The organism is Streptomyces sp. NPDC044002, assembly GCF_056434525.1.
In genome coordinates this window covers 11064-27035 of record NZ_JBWKEZ010000042.1, presented here as the reverse complement: position 1 = coordinate 27035, position 15972 = coordinate 11064, and the positions used below count along the sequence as shown (strand labels likewise).

Sequence of the window (15972 nt, the reverse complement as noted above, 5' to 3'; positions counted from 1 at the left end):
GCGCGGCGCGGCCGTACCGCTCCACCGACCCGAGGGAACGAACCAGACGTGAACCAGGTGCCCGCCGTCCGGCTCAACAACGGCACGTCCATGCCCCAGCTCGGCTACGGGGTCTGGCAGGTGCCGGACTCCGAGGCGAAGAAGGCCGTCTCGACGGCGCTGGAGGCCGGCTACCGCAGCGTCGACACGGCGGCGGTCTACGGGAACGAGCGCGGCACCGGCAAGGCGCTCGCCGCGTCCGGGATCCCGCGCGAGGAGCTGTTCGTCACCACCAAGCTGTGGAACAGCTCGAAGCAGCGGTGGGGCCGGGACGAGACGCTGCGCGCCTTCGACGACTCGCTCGGCAAGCTGCGCCTGGACCACGTCGACCTGTACCTGATCCACTGGCCGCGTCCGATGCGCGACGACTTCCTGACCATCTGGAAGACGTTCGAGGAGATCGCGGCGAGCGGCCGGGCGCGGGCGGTGGGGGTGTCCAACTTCCGTCCGGAGGACCTGGAGCGGCTGCGCGAGGTGAGCCCGCTTGTTCCTGCGGTGAACCAGATCGAGCTGCACCCGCTGTTCCCGCAGGCCGGGCTGCGCGCGCTGCACGCCTCGCTGGGCATCGCCACCGAGGCCTGGTCGCCGCTGGGCCAGGGCAAGGAGCTGCTCGGGCTGCCGGCGGTGGTGTCGGTCGCCGCCAAGCACGGCCGCAGCGCCGCGCAGGTGGTGCTGCGCTGGCACCTCCAGCTGGGGAACGTGGTGATCCCGAAGTCGGTGACCCCGTCCCGGATCCGCGAGAACCTGGACGTGTTCGGTTTCGAGCTGGACGCCGAGGACCTGGCGGCGCTGGACGCGCTGGGCGCGGGCGGGCACCGGATCGGGCCGGATCCGGCCGTCTTCGACATCTGAGCCGCGGATGAACTTCGAGGACGGTACCTACCGGATCCGCAACGTGGACAGCGGGCTCGTGCTCCAGCTGGAGGGCGCTTCCCGGGTGCGGGTCGGCCCCGACGGGCCGCCCGCTCCGGCGGCGGCCCGGCGGTGGCGGGTCTGCGCCGTGCACAGCGGGGGCGGGGTCTTCCACGTGGTGAGCGAGGACAACGGGCGGCGCCTGGACGTGGCGAACGCCTCGACCGAGAGCGGGGCCCGGGTGCAGGTGTGGCGGGCCAACGCCTTCGGCGCGCAGGAGTGGCTGGTGGAACGGCACCTGGACGATCCGGGGGTGGTGTCGCTGGTGGCGTGCATCAGCGGGCTGCCGCTGGAGGCCGACGGCGAGGGCCGGGTCCGGCAGGGCGAGGACACCGACTCGCCCTCCCAGTGGTGGCGGCTGGAGCCCGTCTGACGCTGCCCGCGCGGCCCTGTCAGGCCGCGCCGTGGGCGGGGGCCAGGTTCTCGACGCGTTCGGCGAGTTCGAAGTCCTTCTCGGTGACGACGCCGCCCGCGTCGTGGCTGTTCACCGAGAGGCGGACGGTGTTGTAGCCGAGGGTGAGCTCGGAGTGGTGGTTCAGTTCGTCCTGGACCACGCAGATGTGGGAGACCAGGGCGCTCGCGGCCCGGTGCGTGGCCACCCGGTACGTGCGCTCGATGCGGTCGTCGTCGAAGGTCCAGCCGGGGAGTTCCCGGAGGCGGTCCTCGATCTCCTTCTGCGAAAGCGGGTCGCTCGGCATCCGCTGTCTCCTTCCCCGTGGTCGTGCCCGTCATCCCGTCATCCCGTGATGTGCTGTCAGTTTTCCACGGCGCGCGCCGTGGTGAACCTTTCCCGCCATAGTGCGCCCGGGTGCTTCACGGCGCTTCCGGGCCCCCGCCGCCCGCCCTATGCTCCAGCGCCGGACCGAGCATTACCACCGGTAACAAGGAGGCGGCGCATGGCCGGTACGGGCGACACGGACGGCACGGCGGGCGCGGACGGCACGGCGGCCGCGGGGACCCCCGGAAGCTCCAGGCGCGGGTTCATCGCGGGCGCGGCGGCCGCCGCGGGCACCCTCCCGGCCCTGGGCGCCCTCGCGGGGCCCGCCGCGGCCGCCGTGGGCCCGCCGGCCCGGGCGGGGCGCTCCGTCGCCGTCCTGGGCGGCGGGGTGGCCGGGCTGACGGCCGCGCACGAGCTCGCGGAGCGCGGCTACGCCGTCACCGTGTACGAACGCCGCGCGCTGGGCGGAAAGGCCCGCAGCATGGACGTGCCCGGCAGCGCCCGCGGCGGCCGCAGACCGCTGCCGGCCGAGCACGGGTTCCGCTTCATCCCGGGGATCTACCACAACCTCCCGGACACCATGCGCCGCATCCCGTTCCCCGGCAACGCGAACGGCGTGTGGGACAACCTGGTGGCCCCGCCGGAGATGATGTTCGCCCGGGCGGGCGGCCGCGAGGACCTGCGCGCCCCCATCCCCTGGCCCGGCCACTCCCCCGCCGGGCTGACACCGGAGGAGCTGCGGCGCGCCCTGACCGGGATGCTGGAGTCACTGGTCCGGCTGCCCGCGCACGAGACCGCGTACTTCGTCAACCGGGTGCTGGTCTTCCTGACCAGCTGCGACGAGCGCCGCGACGAGGTGTGGGAGCGCACCCCCTGGTGGGAGTTCACCCGGGCCGCGCGAATGTCCACCGAGTACCAGCGCATCCTGGCCGTGGGCATCACCCGCAACATCGTGGCCACCAAGGCCGAGGAGGCCTCGACCCGTACGGTCGGCACCCTCGGGGAGGCCTTCGTCTGCAACGCGCTCGGGCAGGGCGCGGACGGCCCGCCGGACCGCATCCTCAACCTGCCGACCAACGAGGCGTGGATCGACCCGTGGGAGCGCCACCTGCGGTCCCTCGGCGTGGAGTTCAGGATCGGCTGGACCGTCCAGGAGGTGCGGTACGGGGACGGCCGCGTGAGCGGGGCCGTGCTCCTGGACCCGGACGGGGCGCGGCAGACCGTCACGGCCGACCACTACGTCAGCGCCCTGCCCGTGGAGCACGCCCGGCGCACCTGGAGCCCGGCGCTGCGGGCCGCGGACCCCATGCTGGGGCGCTGCGACCGGCTGCGGACGGACTGGATGACGGGCATCCAGTTCTATCTGACGGAGCGCGCCCCGCTGGTGCACGGGCACCTCAACTGCATCGACTCGCCGTGGTCGTTGACGGCGATCCAGCAGGCCGAGCACTGGCCGGCCCGGGACTTCCCGGCCGACTACGGCGACGGCACGGTCGTGGACTGCCTGTCGGTGGACGTCTCCGAGTGGGACAGGCCCGGGATCCTGTACGGGAAGACGGCCAAGCAGTGCACCCGGGAGGAGGTGGCACGGGAGGTGTGGGCGCAGCTGAAGGCCTCGCTCAACGACACCGGCCGGACCCTGCTGGCCGACCGCACCCTGCACTCCTGGTTCCTGGACCCGGGCGTGGACGGCCTGGGCACCCCGGAGCCCGTCAACCAGGACGAGTTGCTGATCCACCCGACCGGCACCTTCCACGACCGGCCGAGCGCGGGCACCCGCGTCCCCAACTTCTTCCTCAGCGGGGACTACGTGGCCGTCGACATCGACCTCGCGACGATGGAGGGCGCGAACGCCTCGGCCCGTGCGGCCGTCAACGCCCTGCTGGACCGGGACGGTTCGGGGGCGGCGCGGTGCGCGGTGATCCCGCGCCACCGGCCGCCGGGGCTGGAGCCGGCGAAGCGGCACGACCTGTGGCGCTACCGTCTCGGCCTGCGGAACGTCTTCGACCTGGGCTGACCGGGGGGCGCTCCGCTCGACTACCGTCGCGACCATGACCTCCACGACCTCCTCCACGACCTCCTCGGCGCCCACGGTCGGCGCCCTGCTCCGGGCCTGGCGGGAGCGGCGCGGAATCAGCCAGCTGGAGCTGGCGGGCCGCGCCGACTCCTCGTCCCGCCACATCAGCTTCATCGAGACCGGCCGGTCCCGGCCGAGCGAGGAGATGGTGCTGCGGCTCGCCGACCGGCTCGACGTACCGGTGCGGGAGCGCAACGCGCTGCTGCTCGCGGCGGGTTACGCCCCGCACTACGCGCACACCGCGCTGGACGACCCGGCCATGGAGACGCTGCGCGAGGGCATGCAGCGGCTGCTGACCGGCTACGAGCCCTACCCGGCGCTGGTCGTGGACGCGGTGTACGACGTGGTGGCCGCCAACCGGGGCATCGGGATGCTGCTGGACGGGCTGCCGGAACACCTGCTGGCGCCGCCGCTGAACGCGATGCGGATCACCCTGCACCCGGAGGGCCTCGCCCCGCGGATCCGCAACCTGCGGGAGTGGCGCGGGCACCTGCTGGCGCAGATGGAGCGGCAGATCGCGCTGGCCCGCTCCGCGCCGCTGCGCGCACTGTACGAGGAGGTGTCGGCCTACCCGGTGCCGGAGCGTCCGGGCGACGCCGAACCGGACGAGCCGGTCCCGTACATCGCGCTCCCGATGGTGATCGAGCACGACGGGCACCTGCTGTCCTTCGTGTCGTCGATCGCGACCTTCAACACGCCGATGGACGTGACCGTCGCCGAGCTGGCCATCGAGACCTTCCTCCCGGCCGACCCGGCGACGGTGAAGTACCTGCGCTCACTGGGCCCCTGAGCCCTCGCCGGCCGAGCGCAGCGCCAGCTGCTGGAGGAGCGCGAAACCGGCCACGGTGAGGGCCTGCGCCGGGATCCACACCGTGCCGGCCGTGGTCGGCTCGAACCAGACGGCGAGGGAGACCAGACTGAGTGCGGCCCACGCGTAGTTGGCCTCGATGACGAACTTCACCGGGAAGACCGGCGGGCGCCGGCGCGAGGCCAGCCAGCCGACTCCGGCGCCGAAGGCGGTGAGGAAGAGGCCGAGTTCGAAGAGGGTGGTCTGGCCGACGCCGAGGAGCCGGCCGAGCGGTGCGGAGAAGGCCGCGTAGGCGAGGCCGTTGCCGGTGGTGACCACCGCGTCGAGGGCGAGGAAGCGGCGCAGCATCGTCTGCGGGGCGGTGGTGCGGGCGATGCTGCCGAGCAGGGTCGCGGACATGGCGGTTCAGCCTCCATCGGGGTCGTTCGTGCTGGTGGGGACGGGTCCCGGAGCCGAGTGCGCGGCCCCGGAACCCGATGCCCCCACTCTGCCGCCGGCCCCCGCGCGGGGTCGATTACCTCCGGGGTCATGGCCGTCACGGCGGGGCGGGGGCGGGGGCAGTGTGGGGGATGCGGTGGTTGGGGGCGGGGGTGGCGGATAGGCTTCGCAGCACCGAGCCACCGACCCGAACGCCCTGTCGAGACACGGAGAACCCTCCGGTGCGGGCCGCGCCCGAGCCGGTCCCGGCGGGGCCGGGGCCGCCGCGCCGTGGTGCCGGCGGGGCCGGGCCCGAGCCGCGGGCCGCGCGCCCGGACCTTACCGCCGAGGGGGAAGCGCCATGAGGACCACACGGACCATGCGGAAGCTCGGCGCCGAGCTGGTGGCGGAGGCGCGGCTGACGGCACCGGCCGGGGCCGAGGCGATCATCGAGGGGCTGTGCGCGGCGTTCGGGCGCCGGCGCGGCGGGCGGCCGGTGGAGTTCCGCTTCGCCCCGTTCCCGCCGGAGACCGCCAGCGGGCTGTGGCTGGAGCTGGAGGAGCGCGACCTGGTCGTGGTGGAGGCCCGCACCCGGCCCGAGCACCAGCTGGTGATCGCCTGCCACGAGCTGTGGCACATCGAGGAGGGCGCCTGCGACGGCCACGGCCCCGGCATGGCGGTGGCCGCCCGGCTGACGGGCCCGTACGGCAGCCTCGCGGACCTGCTGCGGCAGGACTCGGCCCTGGACTCGGTGGTCCGTCAGGCGGCCGCCCGCGCCGACCGGGAGGATCCGGCGGAGATCCGGGCCGAGACCTTCGGCCTGCACCTCGGCAAGGTGCTGAAGGCGTTCCTGCCCCCGCCCCCGCAGGAGCCCTCCCCGGACGGGACCGAGCGCATCAAGTCCTCGCTCGGCTGGAACCGCTGACCGCCCCGACAGAAAGCACCGCACGATGCCCCCCACCTGCGCCCCGCTCCAGCTCGACCACACCCCCGGCCGTGCGCGGTGAAGGACGGCCTGCCGCTCTACCTGGCGGGTTCGGTGCTGGTGCTGGCCCTGCTGATCAAGGCGCCCGCCCTGCGGCGGGGCTGGGACCAGCCGCTGATGCGGGCCGTGTGCGCGCTGCTGGTGGTCGGCTGCCTGCTCACCTTCCTGGCGCCCCCGCCGTCCCTCGCGGCGGTCAACCGGCTCACCGGGGTCGCCAACTTCGCCGCCCCGCTGGTGTACGGCGTGCTGACGGCCTTCTCGGGGGCCTCCATCGTGCTGATCCTGCACTGGGCGGGGGGGTCCGGCGGCGGCGCTGCGGCGGGCGACCTGGGTGACGGTGGCGGTGTTCGGCGCGGTGACCGTGCTGATCGTGGCCTTCTTCGTGCTCGGGGACGCGCGCGTGGAGCGGCTGCGGGACCTGGACACGTACTACGCGAACACGCCGTGGCTGCGCGAGATGATCGTCTCCTACCTGCTGGCGCACACCGTCGGCAGCGCCGCGCTGAGCCTGCTCTCGCTGAAGTGGATGCTGCGCGTCGACCCCGCGCTGCGGCCGCTGCGCACCGGGCTGGCGCTGCTGACCCTCGGCGGGGTGCTGGACCTCGGGTACCTCGTCGCGAAGTGGGCGGCGGTCGGAGCGCGCTGGGCGGGCCGCGACTGGGACGGCCTGTCCACGTACGTGGCCCCGCCGCTCGCCTCGGCGGCGGCGCTGCTGGTGGGCACCGGGTTCATCGTCCCGATGGTCGGCGGCTCGGCGGCCTGGCGGGACTTCAGCCAGTACCGGAGGCTGCGCCCGCTGTGGAAGGCCCTGCACGGGTTCGCCCACGCCGGGGTGGCGACGGTGCCGCTGACCTGGTGGTCGCCGGTCGGGATCCGGCTGATCCACCGCGAGTCGGTGATCGACGACGGGCTGCTGGCCCTGGCGAGCTGGTTCGACCCCGCCGTGCGGACGGCCGCGTACGGGGCCGCCCGCCGCCAGGGCCTGACCGAGGCGGGCGCGGCCGTGGTGGCGGACGCGGCCATGCTCGCCGCCGCCTGCCGGGCGCGGGCGGCGGCCGAACGGTCGGGCGCCCCGGGCGCGGGCTCCGCGGAACCCGCCCCGTACCGCCTCGACGGCCAGCCGCTGGCCGCGCTCGCCCGGGAGTTCCGCGGCTCGCCGATCGTGGAGGCGGCCCGCCGGGGCCTGCCGGTCGGCCGGGAGGCCGCGTAGGGGGCCCTAGGAAGCCGTCCCGCGGGTATCGGAGGACGGCTCGCGGGCGAGCCAGGCGCCGTACGCGCGGACCCTGCGGCGGTGCCGGAGGCTGTCGGCGGTGAAGATCCAGCGCGGTGAGACGCGGCTGCGGGGTTCCAGGCCCTGGGCGAGCCGGTCCAGCTGGAAGCGTACGAGGGCCAGCGTGCCGGCGGCTGCCAGGCTCCGGTCCCGCCAGCCGAGCCGGGGCACGTCCACCCGTACGTCCTCGCCGGCGCGCCAGCGCTCGGGCAGGTCGGGGTGCAGGGCCAGGGCGGAGGCCATCCCGACGACGGCGACGCCGCGGGCCAGGGCCTTCTCGGCGGTGGCCCGGCGGGTGATGCCGCCGGTCAGCATCAGCGGCACGGTCGCGGTCTCCAGCAGGCGCTCCGCGAGGGAGAGGAAGTAGGCCTCCCGCTCCAGGGTCCGCTGGTCGGTGGTGTGGCCCATGCTGGCGGGGCTCTCGACGGTGCCGCCGGACAGCTCGACCAGGTCCACGCCGAGGCCGTCGAGGGCCTTGATGACCTGGGCGGCCTCCTCGCTGTCGAAGCCGCCGCGCTGGAAGTCGGCGGCGTTCAGCTTCACGCCGATCGCGAAGCCGGCCGAGACCCGGGCCCGGACGGCGGCGACGGTGTCGGTGAGCATCCGTACGCGGTTGTCCAGGCTGCCGCCCCAGCGGTCGGTGCGCCGGTTGACGAGCGGGGAGAGGAACTGGCTGAGCAGGTAGCCGTGCGCGGCGTGGACCTGCACGCCGTGGAAGCCCGCTTCCTCGGCCCGGTCGGCGGTGAGGGCGAAGCGGGCGATCGTCGCCTCTATGTCCGCCCCGGTCATGGCGGTGGGGTGGGCGAAGCGCTTGGTGTGCTTGCCGAGGCTGATGGGGACGGCGGAGGGTGCCCAGGCGGTGCCGGGCATGTCGGAGCCGACCTGGCGGCCGGGGTGGTTGATCTGCATCCAGACCCGGGCGTCGCCGGAGGTCGCGGCGGCGGCCCAGCGGCGGAAGGGCTCCAGCGGGGAGTGTTCGTCGAGGACGACGGTGCCCGGGGAGGTCAGGGCGCGCCGGTCGACCATCACGTTGCCGGTGATGACCAGTCCCGCGCCGCCGCGCGCCCAGCGGGCGTACAGCCGTTCCATGCGCGCGTCGGGGAGCTGGCCGGGCTGGGCGGCGAAGCTCTCCTCCATGGCGGCCTTGGCGAGACGGTTGGGAAGGGTGGTGCCTCCCGGCAGGCCGAGCGGTGTGAACAGGTCCATCCGAGTCCCCCAAGCTTGTGGCGCGGCCGTCACGCGGGGCCGCGCCACAAGATGATCGCCTCAGAGCTCCGCGAGGTCCAGTCCGGCCTGGGCCGCGGCGGCCTGGACGGTCTGCTCCAGCAGGACCGCGATGGTCATCGGGCCGACGCCGCCGGGCACCGGGGTGATGAGGGAGGCGCGGGCGGCGGCCGACTCGAAGTGGACGTCGCCGACGTTGCCCTCGTTGTAGCCGGCGTCCAGGACGACCGCGCCGGGCTTGATGTCCTCGCCCCGGATGAACTCGGCCTTGCCGACGGCGGCGACCAGGACGTCCGCCTGGCGGACGATCGAGGGCAGGTCCTGGGTGCGGGAGTGGCAGTAGGTGACGGTGGCGTTCTTCTCCAGCAGCAGCATCCCGGCGGGCTTGCCCAGGATCGCGCTGCGGCCGACGACGACGGCGTGCTTGCCGGTGAGGTCCACGTCGTACTCCTCCAGCAGGCGCATGATGCCGCCGGGGGTGCAGGAGACGAAGCCGGGCAGGCCGAAGCCCATGGCGGCGAAGGAGTGCATGGTGACGCCGTCGACGTCCTTGCCGGGGGCGATGGCCTCGAAGGCGGCGCGCTCGTCGATGTGGTGCGGGACGGGGTGCTGGAGCAGGATGCCGCTGATCTCGGGGTCCTCGGAGAGGGCGGTGATCGCGGCGACGAGCTCCTCGGTGGTGGTCTCGGCCGGCAGCTCCACGTGGCGGGAGGTGATCCCGGCCTTGGCGCAGCGGTTCTGCTTCATCTTGACGTAGGTCACGGAAGCGGGGTCCTCGCCGACGAGGACGGTGGCGAGGCAGGGCGCGGTGCCGGTGCGCTCGGTGATCTTCGCCGCGAGGGCGGCGGTCCGCTCAGACACGCGGCGGGCGAGGGCGGTGCCGTCCATGAGCTGGGCGGTGGCGGTGGGGGCAGTCGTCACGGGGTCTCCTGAACGTCGCTGCGGATCGCGGTTCGCTGATCGCGGTTCGCCCAGGCGCGCGGCAGACGACGTACGTACCGTGGAGGTGTACGCCGGGCCGCTCCCCGGTGGTGATCCACCCGAACGCCAGTCACGGCCCGGGGCCCACTGTAGTCGACGTATCCGGTGGATGACCGGGGCCCGAACTGGGACGATCGAGACATGACGCGCACTTTCGTCCATCTCGTCGCCTTCGAGCTCGTCGAGTACTTCCTCGGCCCGCAACCGGAGGAGGTCCGGCGGGCCCGCCACCCCGACGACGCGGTCGCCGACGCCGGGCGGGCCGGACTGGAGATCACCGATCTGCGCTCCTGGGGGTCCCCCCGGACGGAGTCCGGGGGAGGCTGCGTACGGAGTTCCACGACATCGGTGCCGTGATCTACTTCCTGAGGAAGGTGATCTGGATGGTTCCCGGCTTCACGGTCGGCCACTACCGGGAGCGGCTGCGCGAGCTCCACGAACGGATCGAGCGCGAGGGTCCCTTCGTCGCGCACACCGCCCGTTTCCTGATCGAGGCCCGCAAGAAGGAGTGACCCGGGGTGCGGACGGATCCACGCCGGATCGGTTGCACGGCCACAGCGTGGCGCAGGTCACTCAATTCAGCGCGTAACGAATCGACTCGGGCGGGCGATGAACCGACAGGTGTCCTCGCGCGGCCCCGGAATACAGACCCGCTTGGGTCTGTTTCCCGAGTCCGCGCGATGATGTCCCGCCCACTCCCTATCTGTTCGCAACGAGAGGCTCCTTGTGTCGCTCAGCCCGTCCCGTACGTTCCCTCCGGAGATCGCCGAATCCGAGGCCCTGGTCGCGCTCGTCGAGCGCGGCCGCGAGCAGGGTCACATCAACGGTGACGATGTCCGCCAGGCCTTCGAGGCCGGCCGCATCCCGGTGGACCAGTGGAAGCGGGTCCTGCGCAGCCTGAACCAGGTCCTGGACGAGGAAGGCGTCGCCCTCCACGTCAGCGCCGCCCCCGCCACGAAGGCTGCTGCCAAGAAGCCCCGCAAGGCAGCTGCCGCCCCGGCCCGCACCGTCACGAAGAAGGCCGTCGCCCCGCCGCGCCCCATCGGCGCGCGCAAGGCCTCCGCCACCGCTCCCGCCCCGGCCGCCGCCGCGGCGATATCCGCTCCGTCGGCCGCCGCGTCGGAGGAGGTGTCGGCCGAGGCCGCCGCCGAGCCGAAGAAGCGCGTGGTCAAGAAGGCCGCCGCCAAGAAGGCCACGGCCACCAAGAAGACCGCCGCCTCGAAGAAGGCCGGTGCCAAGGACGCCGACGACGCCGAGAACCCGGCCGTCGAGGGCGAGGACTGGGCCGTCGAGGACCTGGCGGAAGACACCGAGGAGGAGGCGCCCAAGGCGGGCGGCCAAGGCTTCGTGCTGTCCGACGAGGACGAGGACGACGCCCCGGCGCAGACGGTCATGGTGGCCGGTGCCACCGCCGACCCGGTCAAGGACTACCTGAAGCTGATCGGCAAGGTGCCGCTCCTCAACGCCGAGCAGGAGGTCGAGCTCGCCAAGCGCATCGAGGCGGGCCTGTTCTCCGAGTACAAGCTCGAAGAGGAGGAGGACCACAAGCCCGCGTTCAAGCGCGAGCTGGAGATCCTCGTCGAGGACGGCCGCCGGGCCAAGAACCACCTGCTGGAGGCCAACCTCCGCCTCGTGGTCTCGCTGGCCAAGCGCTACACGGGCCGCGGCATGCTCTTCCTGGACCTGATCCAGGAGGGCAACGTCGGTCTGATCCGCGCGGTGGAGAAGTTCGACTACACCAAGGGCTTCAAGTTCTCCACGTACGCGACCTGGTGGATCCGGCAGGCGATCACGCGTGCCATGGCCGACCAGTCGCGCACCATCCGCATCCCCGTCCACATGGTCGAGATCATCAACAAGCTCGCCCGTGTGCAGCGCCAGATGCTCCAGGACCTGGGCCGCGAGCCCACCCCGGAGGAGCTGGGCAAGGAACTCGACATGACCCCCGAGAAGGTCATCGAGGTCCAGAAGTACGGCCGCGAGCCGATCTCCCTGCACACCCCGCTGGGTGAGGAGGGCGACAGCGAGTTCGGTGACCTCATCGAGGACTCCGAGGCGGTCGTGCCGGCCGACGCCGTGTCCTTCACGTTCCTCCAGGAGCAGCTCCAGTCCATCCTGGGGACGCTCTCCGAGCGTGAGGCGGGCGTGGTCTCCATGCGTTACGGCCTCAACGACGGCCAGCCGAAGACGCTGGACGAGATCGGCCGCGTGTACGGGGTCACCCGTGAGCGCATCCGCCAGATCGAGTCCAAGACCATGTCGAAGCTGCGCCACCCGTCGCGTTCGCAGGTCCTGCGCGACTACCTGGACTGATCCGGTCCCGGTTCCGGACACACGAGAGGCCCGCGCCGTCACGGCGCGGGCCTCCGCGTTCCTCCCCGCCCGGGCGGGGCGGTCAGTGCTCCAGGAGGTGCTTGAGCTTCTCCTCGCTGCGCGGCATCTCCTTGCGGAGTCTGGGCTTCACCACCAGGGGGACCAGTCCCCGGCCCAGGCCGCGGCCCTCGAAGTCGACCGACAGGGTCACGCGGGAGCGCGTCCCGTTGTCGAGGGGCTCGATCCTGCCGTGCACGTCGGGCCGGACCGGGCCGTCGACGCCGTGGATGTGCCAGCTCCGCGGCGGGTCGAGCTCGGTGAACTCCATGGTGGTGGGGATCCTCCGCTTGCCGAACTGCCTGGTGATGGCGACCCTGGAACCGACGTGCACGGGCAGGTCTCCCATGGGGACGGCGGCCACGGCGCTGTCCTGCCACTCGGGCAGGTGCGTGGGGTCCGTCACGTAGGCGAAGACGTCCTCGGGCCTGCGGTCGATGTCGATGGTGTTGCTGATCGCGGACATGGCGACCCCTCGGAGCCCCCCTGGCCGGTCTTTCTTCCAAATTACTCCGCGGCCGTACCGGCCGCGCGGCGCTTGCGGGCGGCCATCAGCGCGTAGACGAGGACGCCCGCGAAGAGGAAGAGCACGCCCTGGTAGACGGCCGCGTAGCCGGAGCCCGCGACCAGCCACATCGAGAAGGCGAAGGCCGCTCCGGCGAGGACGGCGTCGCGGACCAGCTGCCCGCGCCGGACCCGCTCGCCCTGGCCCGAGGCCAGGAAGTACAGCTGGGCCGCGGTGGAGAGCAGGTAGGGGACGGTCGCGGTGAAGGTCGTGATCAGGACGAGCGACTCGAAGACCGCCGCCGAGCCCGCCGTGTAGTTGTAGACGGTGAGGGCGGAGGCCAGGACGACGGTGACGACGACGCCGACGACGGGGACACCGCGCTGCTTCTTCTCGAAGGCCTTCGGGAAGAGCCCGTCCTTGGCGGCCGCGTACGGGGTCTGCGCGCTGAGCAGGGTCCATCCGTTGAGGGCGCCGAGCATCGAGACCACGGCGGCGCAGGCGACGAGGGTGCCGCCCCAGCTGCCGCCGAACATCACGTTCACGGCGTCCGTGAAGGGGGCCTGGGAGGAGACCAGCTTGTCGTGGGCGACCAGGCCGAAGACGGACAGGGTGCCGAGCAGGTAGACGGTGGCGGCGCCGATGGTGCCGAGTACGGTGGCCCGGCCCACGTTGCGCGCCGGGTCGCGGACCTCGCCCGCGCTGACGGCGGCGGACTCGACGCCGATGTAGCTGAAGAGCAGGATCGCGGCGGAGGCGGAGACCGCCCCCACCGGGCTCTGGTCGTTCGCCTGGAAGGGCCCGAGGTTCGCCGGGTCGAAGAAGAACAGTCCGCCCACGGCCACGAGCAGCAGCGGGACCAGCTTCAGGACGGTCGCGACGACCTGGACGGCGCCGACGTACCGGGTGCCGGCCAGGTTGGAGAGGGCGGGCAGCCACTGCACGGCCAGGGCGGCCAGGCACATGGACCACCGGTGCTCGCCGACGGCCGGGAACAGCACCGCGAGGTAGCCGACGGAGGCCACGGCGAGCGCGGCGTTCGAGACCCAGGCGGTCATCCAGTAGCTGTACGCGGCGAGGAAGCCGGCGAAGTCGCCGAAGGCGGCGCGCACGTACACGTAGGGGCCGCCGGTCTGCGGGTGGCGCTGGGCGAGGCGGCCGAAGACGAGGGCGAGGGCGATCGCGCCGAGGGTCAGGACGGCGAAGGCGAGGAGGCTGATGGTGCCGAAGGGCGCGACCGAGGCGGGGAGCAGGAAGATGCCCCCGCCGATGACGTTGCCCATGACCAGGCAGACGGCGACCGGGAGGCCGAAGCGGCGGGCGTGCCGGTCCCCCTGGCGGGGTGCCTGCGGGGGTTCCTGCGCGAGTGCCTGCGCGGGTGCCGTTGCTTCTGCGGGCGGGGCTGCGGTGCTGGTCATCGGTGGTGCGCCTCTGGGTGTCTCACATGCTGGGCAGGTCAACACATGGTTGACCACCGCGAACCGGGCGCCAAATCACCGGGGTTCGTCCGGCGCGGAGAGCTCCCCGGAAGGAAGGATTCCATCCGAAGGGGCTCCCGGCCGGTAATCCTCCCGCGAGGCCTGCGCGGACCGCTCGGCCTGCTGCGCGGACCGCGGGGCCAGCGGGACCTGGGGGCCGTCCGCCTCGCGCAGCCAGCGGCGCAGCACCGCGTGCACGGCCTCGGCGCCCACCGGCTCCGGGGCCGGCTCCGACAGTACGGTCGGCCACATCAGGAAGGGGTGCGCCTGCTCCCCTCCCAGCCCGCCGTGCGAGCCGATCTGCTCCTCGAAGGCGTGCACGGCACCGGTCTCCGGGTCGTACGCCGAGTTGACCATGATGTCGGCGACGTGCGGGAAGGAGTCCGTCCGGCGCACGGCCCGCGCCGCCCCCGGCCCGAAGGGCGCCAGCAGCGCCTCCGCCTCCCCCGGCACGTCCAGCCGCGCCACCGCCCCGTCGGGGCCCAGCACCTCCCCGTCGACCAGCAGGAAGCCCACGCCCGGGTGGTTGGCCAGGGTGGGCAGCAGGGCGGGGTGGGCCCGCTCGATCAGCGCCCGCGACGCCCGCCCCGGCAGGTCCGGGAAGGAGATCAGGCCGAGGTTGCCCGACGCCAGCACCACCGGACCGGGCCCCGGCCCCGGACGGGCCTCCTCCGCCTCCTCCTCCACCGGCCGGTGCAGGGCCGCGAGGACCGCCGCACGGGCCTCGGCACCGCTGCGGGTGCGGCCGGCCCGGCGGGAGACGGGCAGCCCGCAGCCCGCCCGGACCAGGTCCTTCAGGCTGAGCCCGTACCGGCCGAGGAAGGTCTCCCCGGGGCTCTGGCCGTGGTCCGACAGCAGCACGACGCGGTACTCCCGGGGGGCGTGCTCGGCGACCCGGGCGATCAGCGCGAGGCTCCGGTCGAGCCGGGCCAGCACCCGGTCGGTGTCCCGGCCCCGCGGGCCCGAGTGGTGCGCGACCTCGTCGTAGGCGACCAGGTCGGCGTAGACGGCGGCGCGGCCGGCGAGCAGGTCCCCGATCACCGCGGCCACCACCACGTCCCGCTCGACCACCGTCGCGAAGGCCCGGATCAGCGGGTAGAGCCCGCCGCGCGCCACCCGGGGCCGGTCCCCGCGCAGCCGTGAACGCAGCGACTGGCCGGTCTCCCGGGCCACTTCGGCGACGAAGGACAGTGCGGTGCGCACGGCGTTGGCCGGGTCGGAGAAGTACGCGAAGTAGCCCGCGCGGGAGCGGTTGGCGCGGCCCCGCCGGGCCGCGACGGACAGCACCAGCGCCAGCTGGTCGGCGCCCCCGCTGAACAGGTTGCCCCGGCTGGCGCCGTCCAGCGTGAGCAGCCCCCCGTCCCGGGTCCGCTCGACGGCCCGGCGCTGGAGTTCGGCGGCGCTGGTGGGCCGGTTGCAGACCATCACCTCGCCGGTGTCCTTCTCGTACCAGCGGAAGGCCGGGACGTCGAAGTTGGAGCCGTGCAGGATGCCGAGCTGGCTGGCGCCGGTCTGACTGGACCAGTCCGTGTGCCAGGGCATGACGCGGTGGCTGCGCTCCAGCCAGCCGGCCACGGTGGGCATCAGCCCCTCGGCCGCCGCCCGGCGCAGCGCCTCGTAGCCGACCCCGTCGAGCTGGAGGAAGACCAGCCCCGGGCTGCCGCCGGGGGGTGCCCCGAAGCGGCGGCGGCGCCGGTCGGCGAGCCGGTACAGCCGGCGCCGGTACGCCTCGTCGTCGCGCACCGCGAGGGCGGTGGAGGTGGCCGAGGCCACGGCGGACATCGCGGCGGCCACGACCACCGCCGTCTCGGGCGCGACGGCCGCGCCGCGCCCGGCGGGGATCAGGCTGAGGGCCATCAGCAGCAGCGAGCCGTTGAGGAAGAACACGAGCAGCCCGAGCACGAGGGCGGGCACCAGCAGCAGGGCCCGTACCAGGACCGGCCACACGAGGGCGCTGAGCAGGCCGAAGACCCCGGCTCCCCAGGCGGCCGTCAGCCCGATCCGGGTGACGCTGTCACCGTCGGCGGACTGGAGGCGGAAGTCGGGCAGGATCCCGGCGAGCACCAGCATGGTCAGGGTGGACGCCGCCCAGACGAGCACCACGCGCACCAGTGCCCCGCCCACGGCCCGCCAGCGAAACCGCTCCCGCCACACGCCGCACCCGCCTCGCTCCCCGGCCCGCGCCCGG

The 15972-nt window shown here is 73.6% G+C and carries 15 protein-coding genes, 1 pseudogene and 1 riboswitch; of the genes and pseudogenes, 8 read left to right on the top strand and 8 right to left on the bottom strand.

Translation table 11 applies throughout. The features are described 5' to 3' along the window. The first annotated feature begins 48 nt into the window (after window positions 1–48). Both AC07A6_RS27210 and AC07A6_RS27205 read left to right on the top strand, forming a co-directional pair. Complete coding sequence (locus AC07A6_RS27210) at window positions 49–891, top strand: aldo/keto reductase (protein WP_478778894.1); 843 nt, start codon at window positions 49–51, stop codon at window positions 889–891. A 7-nt stretch (window positions 892–898) separates the two neighbouring features. Continuing rightward, window positions 899–1324 carry an RICIN domain-containing protein gene (locus AC07A6_RS27205; protein ID WP_362466860.1) on the top strand — a complete coding sequence of 142 codons (426 nt, stop codon included), beginning with the start codon at window positions 899–901 and terminating at the stop codon, window positions 1322–1324. A 19-nt stretch (window positions 1325–1343) separates the two neighbouring features. On the opposite strand, the gene AC07A6_RS27200 is transcribed toward AC07A6_RS27205, so the two are convergent. Beyond that, window positions 1344–1649, bottom strand: a complete 306-nt coding sequence (locus AC07A6_RS27200; protein WP_362466861.1) for a 4a-hydroxytetrahydrobiopterin dehydratase — start codon at window positions 1647–1649, stop codon at window positions 1344–1346. A 198-nt stretch (window positions 1650–1847) separates the two neighbouring features. Here AC07A6_RS27200 and AC07A6_RS27195 point away from each other — a divergent pair, with 198 nt between their 5' ends. Both AC07A6_RS27195 and AC07A6_RS27190 read left to right on the top strand, forming a co-directional pair. Then, the gene (locus AC07A6_RS27195) at window positions 1848–3686 is read left to right on the top strand and encodes a hydroxysqualene dehydroxylase (protein ID WP_478778893.1); all 1839 of its coding nucleotides are present in this window, start codon (window positions 1848–1850) and stop codon (window positions 3684–3686) included. Between the two features lie 34 nt (window positions 3687–3720). Continuing rightward, window positions 3721–4536: a helix-turn-helix domain-containing protein gene (locus AC07A6_RS27190; protein ID WP_478778892.1), complete on the top strand. Its 816-nt coding sequence runs from the start codon at window positions 3721–3723 to the stop codon at window positions 4534–4536. Here AC07A6_RS27190 and AC07A6_RS27185 read toward each other — a convergent pair. Then, window positions 4522–4953: a hypothetical protein gene (locus AC07A6_RS27185; RefSeq protein WP_478778891.1), complete on the bottom strand. Its 432-nt coding sequence runs from the start codon at window positions 4951–4953 to the stop codon at window positions 4522–4524. The genes AC07A6_RS27190 and AC07A6_RS27185 overlap by 15 nt on opposite strands. 379 nt (window positions 4954–5332) lie before the next feature. On the opposite strand from AC07A6_RS27185, the gene AC07A6_RS27180 reads away from it, so the two are divergent. Continuing rightward, window positions 5333–5896, top strand: coding sequence for a toxin-antitoxin system, toxin component (locus AC07A6_RS27180; protein ID WP_362466869.1), 564 nt, complete (start codon window positions 5333–5335; stop codon window positions 5894–5896). 98 nt (window positions 5897–5994) lie between these two features. Here AC07A6_RS27180 and AC07A6_RS27175 read toward each other — a convergent pair whose 3' ends face one another. Next, window positions 5995–6228 carry a hypothetical protein gene (locus tag AC07A6_RS27175; protein ID WP_478778890.1) on the bottom strand — a complete coding sequence of 78 codons (234 nt, stop codon included), beginning with the start codon at window positions 6226–6228 and terminating at the stop codon, window positions 5995–5997. 59 nt (window positions 6229–6287) lie between these two features. Here AC07A6_RS27175 and AC07A6_RS27170 point away from each other — a divergent pair, with 59 nt between their 5' ends. After that, on the top strand, window positions 6288–7166 hold the full coding sequence (locus AC07A6_RS27170; protein ID WP_478778889.1) for a DUF6545 domain-containing protein: 879 nt from the start codon (window positions 6288–6290) through the stop codon (window positions 7164–7166). Window positions 7167–7172: 6 nt separating this feature from the next. On the opposite strand, the gene AC07A6_RS27165 is transcribed toward AC07A6_RS27170, so the two are convergent. Both AC07A6_RS27165 and AC07A6_RS27160 read right to left on the bottom strand, forming a co-directional pair. Beyond that, window positions 7173–8432, bottom strand: coding sequence for an NADH:flavin oxidoreductase/NADH oxidase family protein (locus AC07A6_RS27165; RefSeq protein WP_478778888.1), 1260 nt, complete (start codon window positions 8430–8432; stop codon window positions 7173–7175). 60 nt (window positions 8433–8492) lie between these two features. Then, entirely contained in the window at window positions 8493–9338 is an 846-nt protein-coding gene (locus AC07A6_RS27160) for a bifunctional 5,10-methylenetetrahydrofolate dehydrogenase/5,10-methenyltetrahydrofolate cyclohydrolase (RefSeq protein ID WP_125603269.1), read from the bottom strand. A gap of 74 nt (window positions 9339–9412) precedes the next feature. Next, a riboswitch (ZMP/ZTP riboswitch) is annotated at window positions 9413–9515 on the bottom strand. Window positions 9516–9602: 87 nt separating this feature from the next. Here AC07A6_RS27160 and AC07A6_RS27155 point away from each other — a divergent pair. After that, window positions 9603–9943: pseudogene (locus AC07A6_RS27155) on the top strand (SAM-dependent methyltransferase); the annotation flags it as partial. 214 nt (window positions 9944–10157) lie between these two features. After that, window positions 10158–11744 carry an RNA polymerase sigma factor gene (locus tag AC07A6_RS27150; protein WP_478778887.1) on the top strand — a complete coding sequence of 529 codons (1587 nt, stop codon included), beginning with the start codon at window positions 10158–10160 and terminating at the stop codon, window positions 11742–11744. Window positions 11745–11826: 82 nt separating this feature from the next. Here the strand turns inward: AC07A6_RS27150 and AC07A6_RS27145 are convergent, their stop codons facing one another. The 3 genes from AC07A6_RS27145 to AC07A6_RS27135 form a co-directional block, all read right to left on the bottom strand. Beyond that, on the bottom strand, window positions 11827–12267 hold the full coding sequence (locus tag AC07A6_RS27145; RefSeq protein ID WP_362473256.1) for an SRPBCC family protein: 441 nt from the start codon (window positions 12265–12267) through the stop codon (window positions 11827–11829). A gap of 41 nt (window positions 12268–12308) precedes the next feature. Beyond that, window positions 12309–13724, bottom strand: coding sequence for an amino acid permease (locus AC07A6_RS27140; RefSeq protein WP_478778886.1), 1416 nt, complete (start codon window positions 13722–13724; stop codon window positions 12309–12311). Window positions 13725–13799: 75 nt separating this feature from the next. Next, window positions 13800–15854 (bottom strand): phage holin family protein, encoded by a 2055-nt coding sequence (locus tag AC07A6_RS27135; protein WP_386275409.1) that lies wholly within the window; start codon window positions 15852–15854, stop codon window positions 13800–13802. Between the last annotated feature and the right edge of the window lie 118 nt (window positions 15855–15972).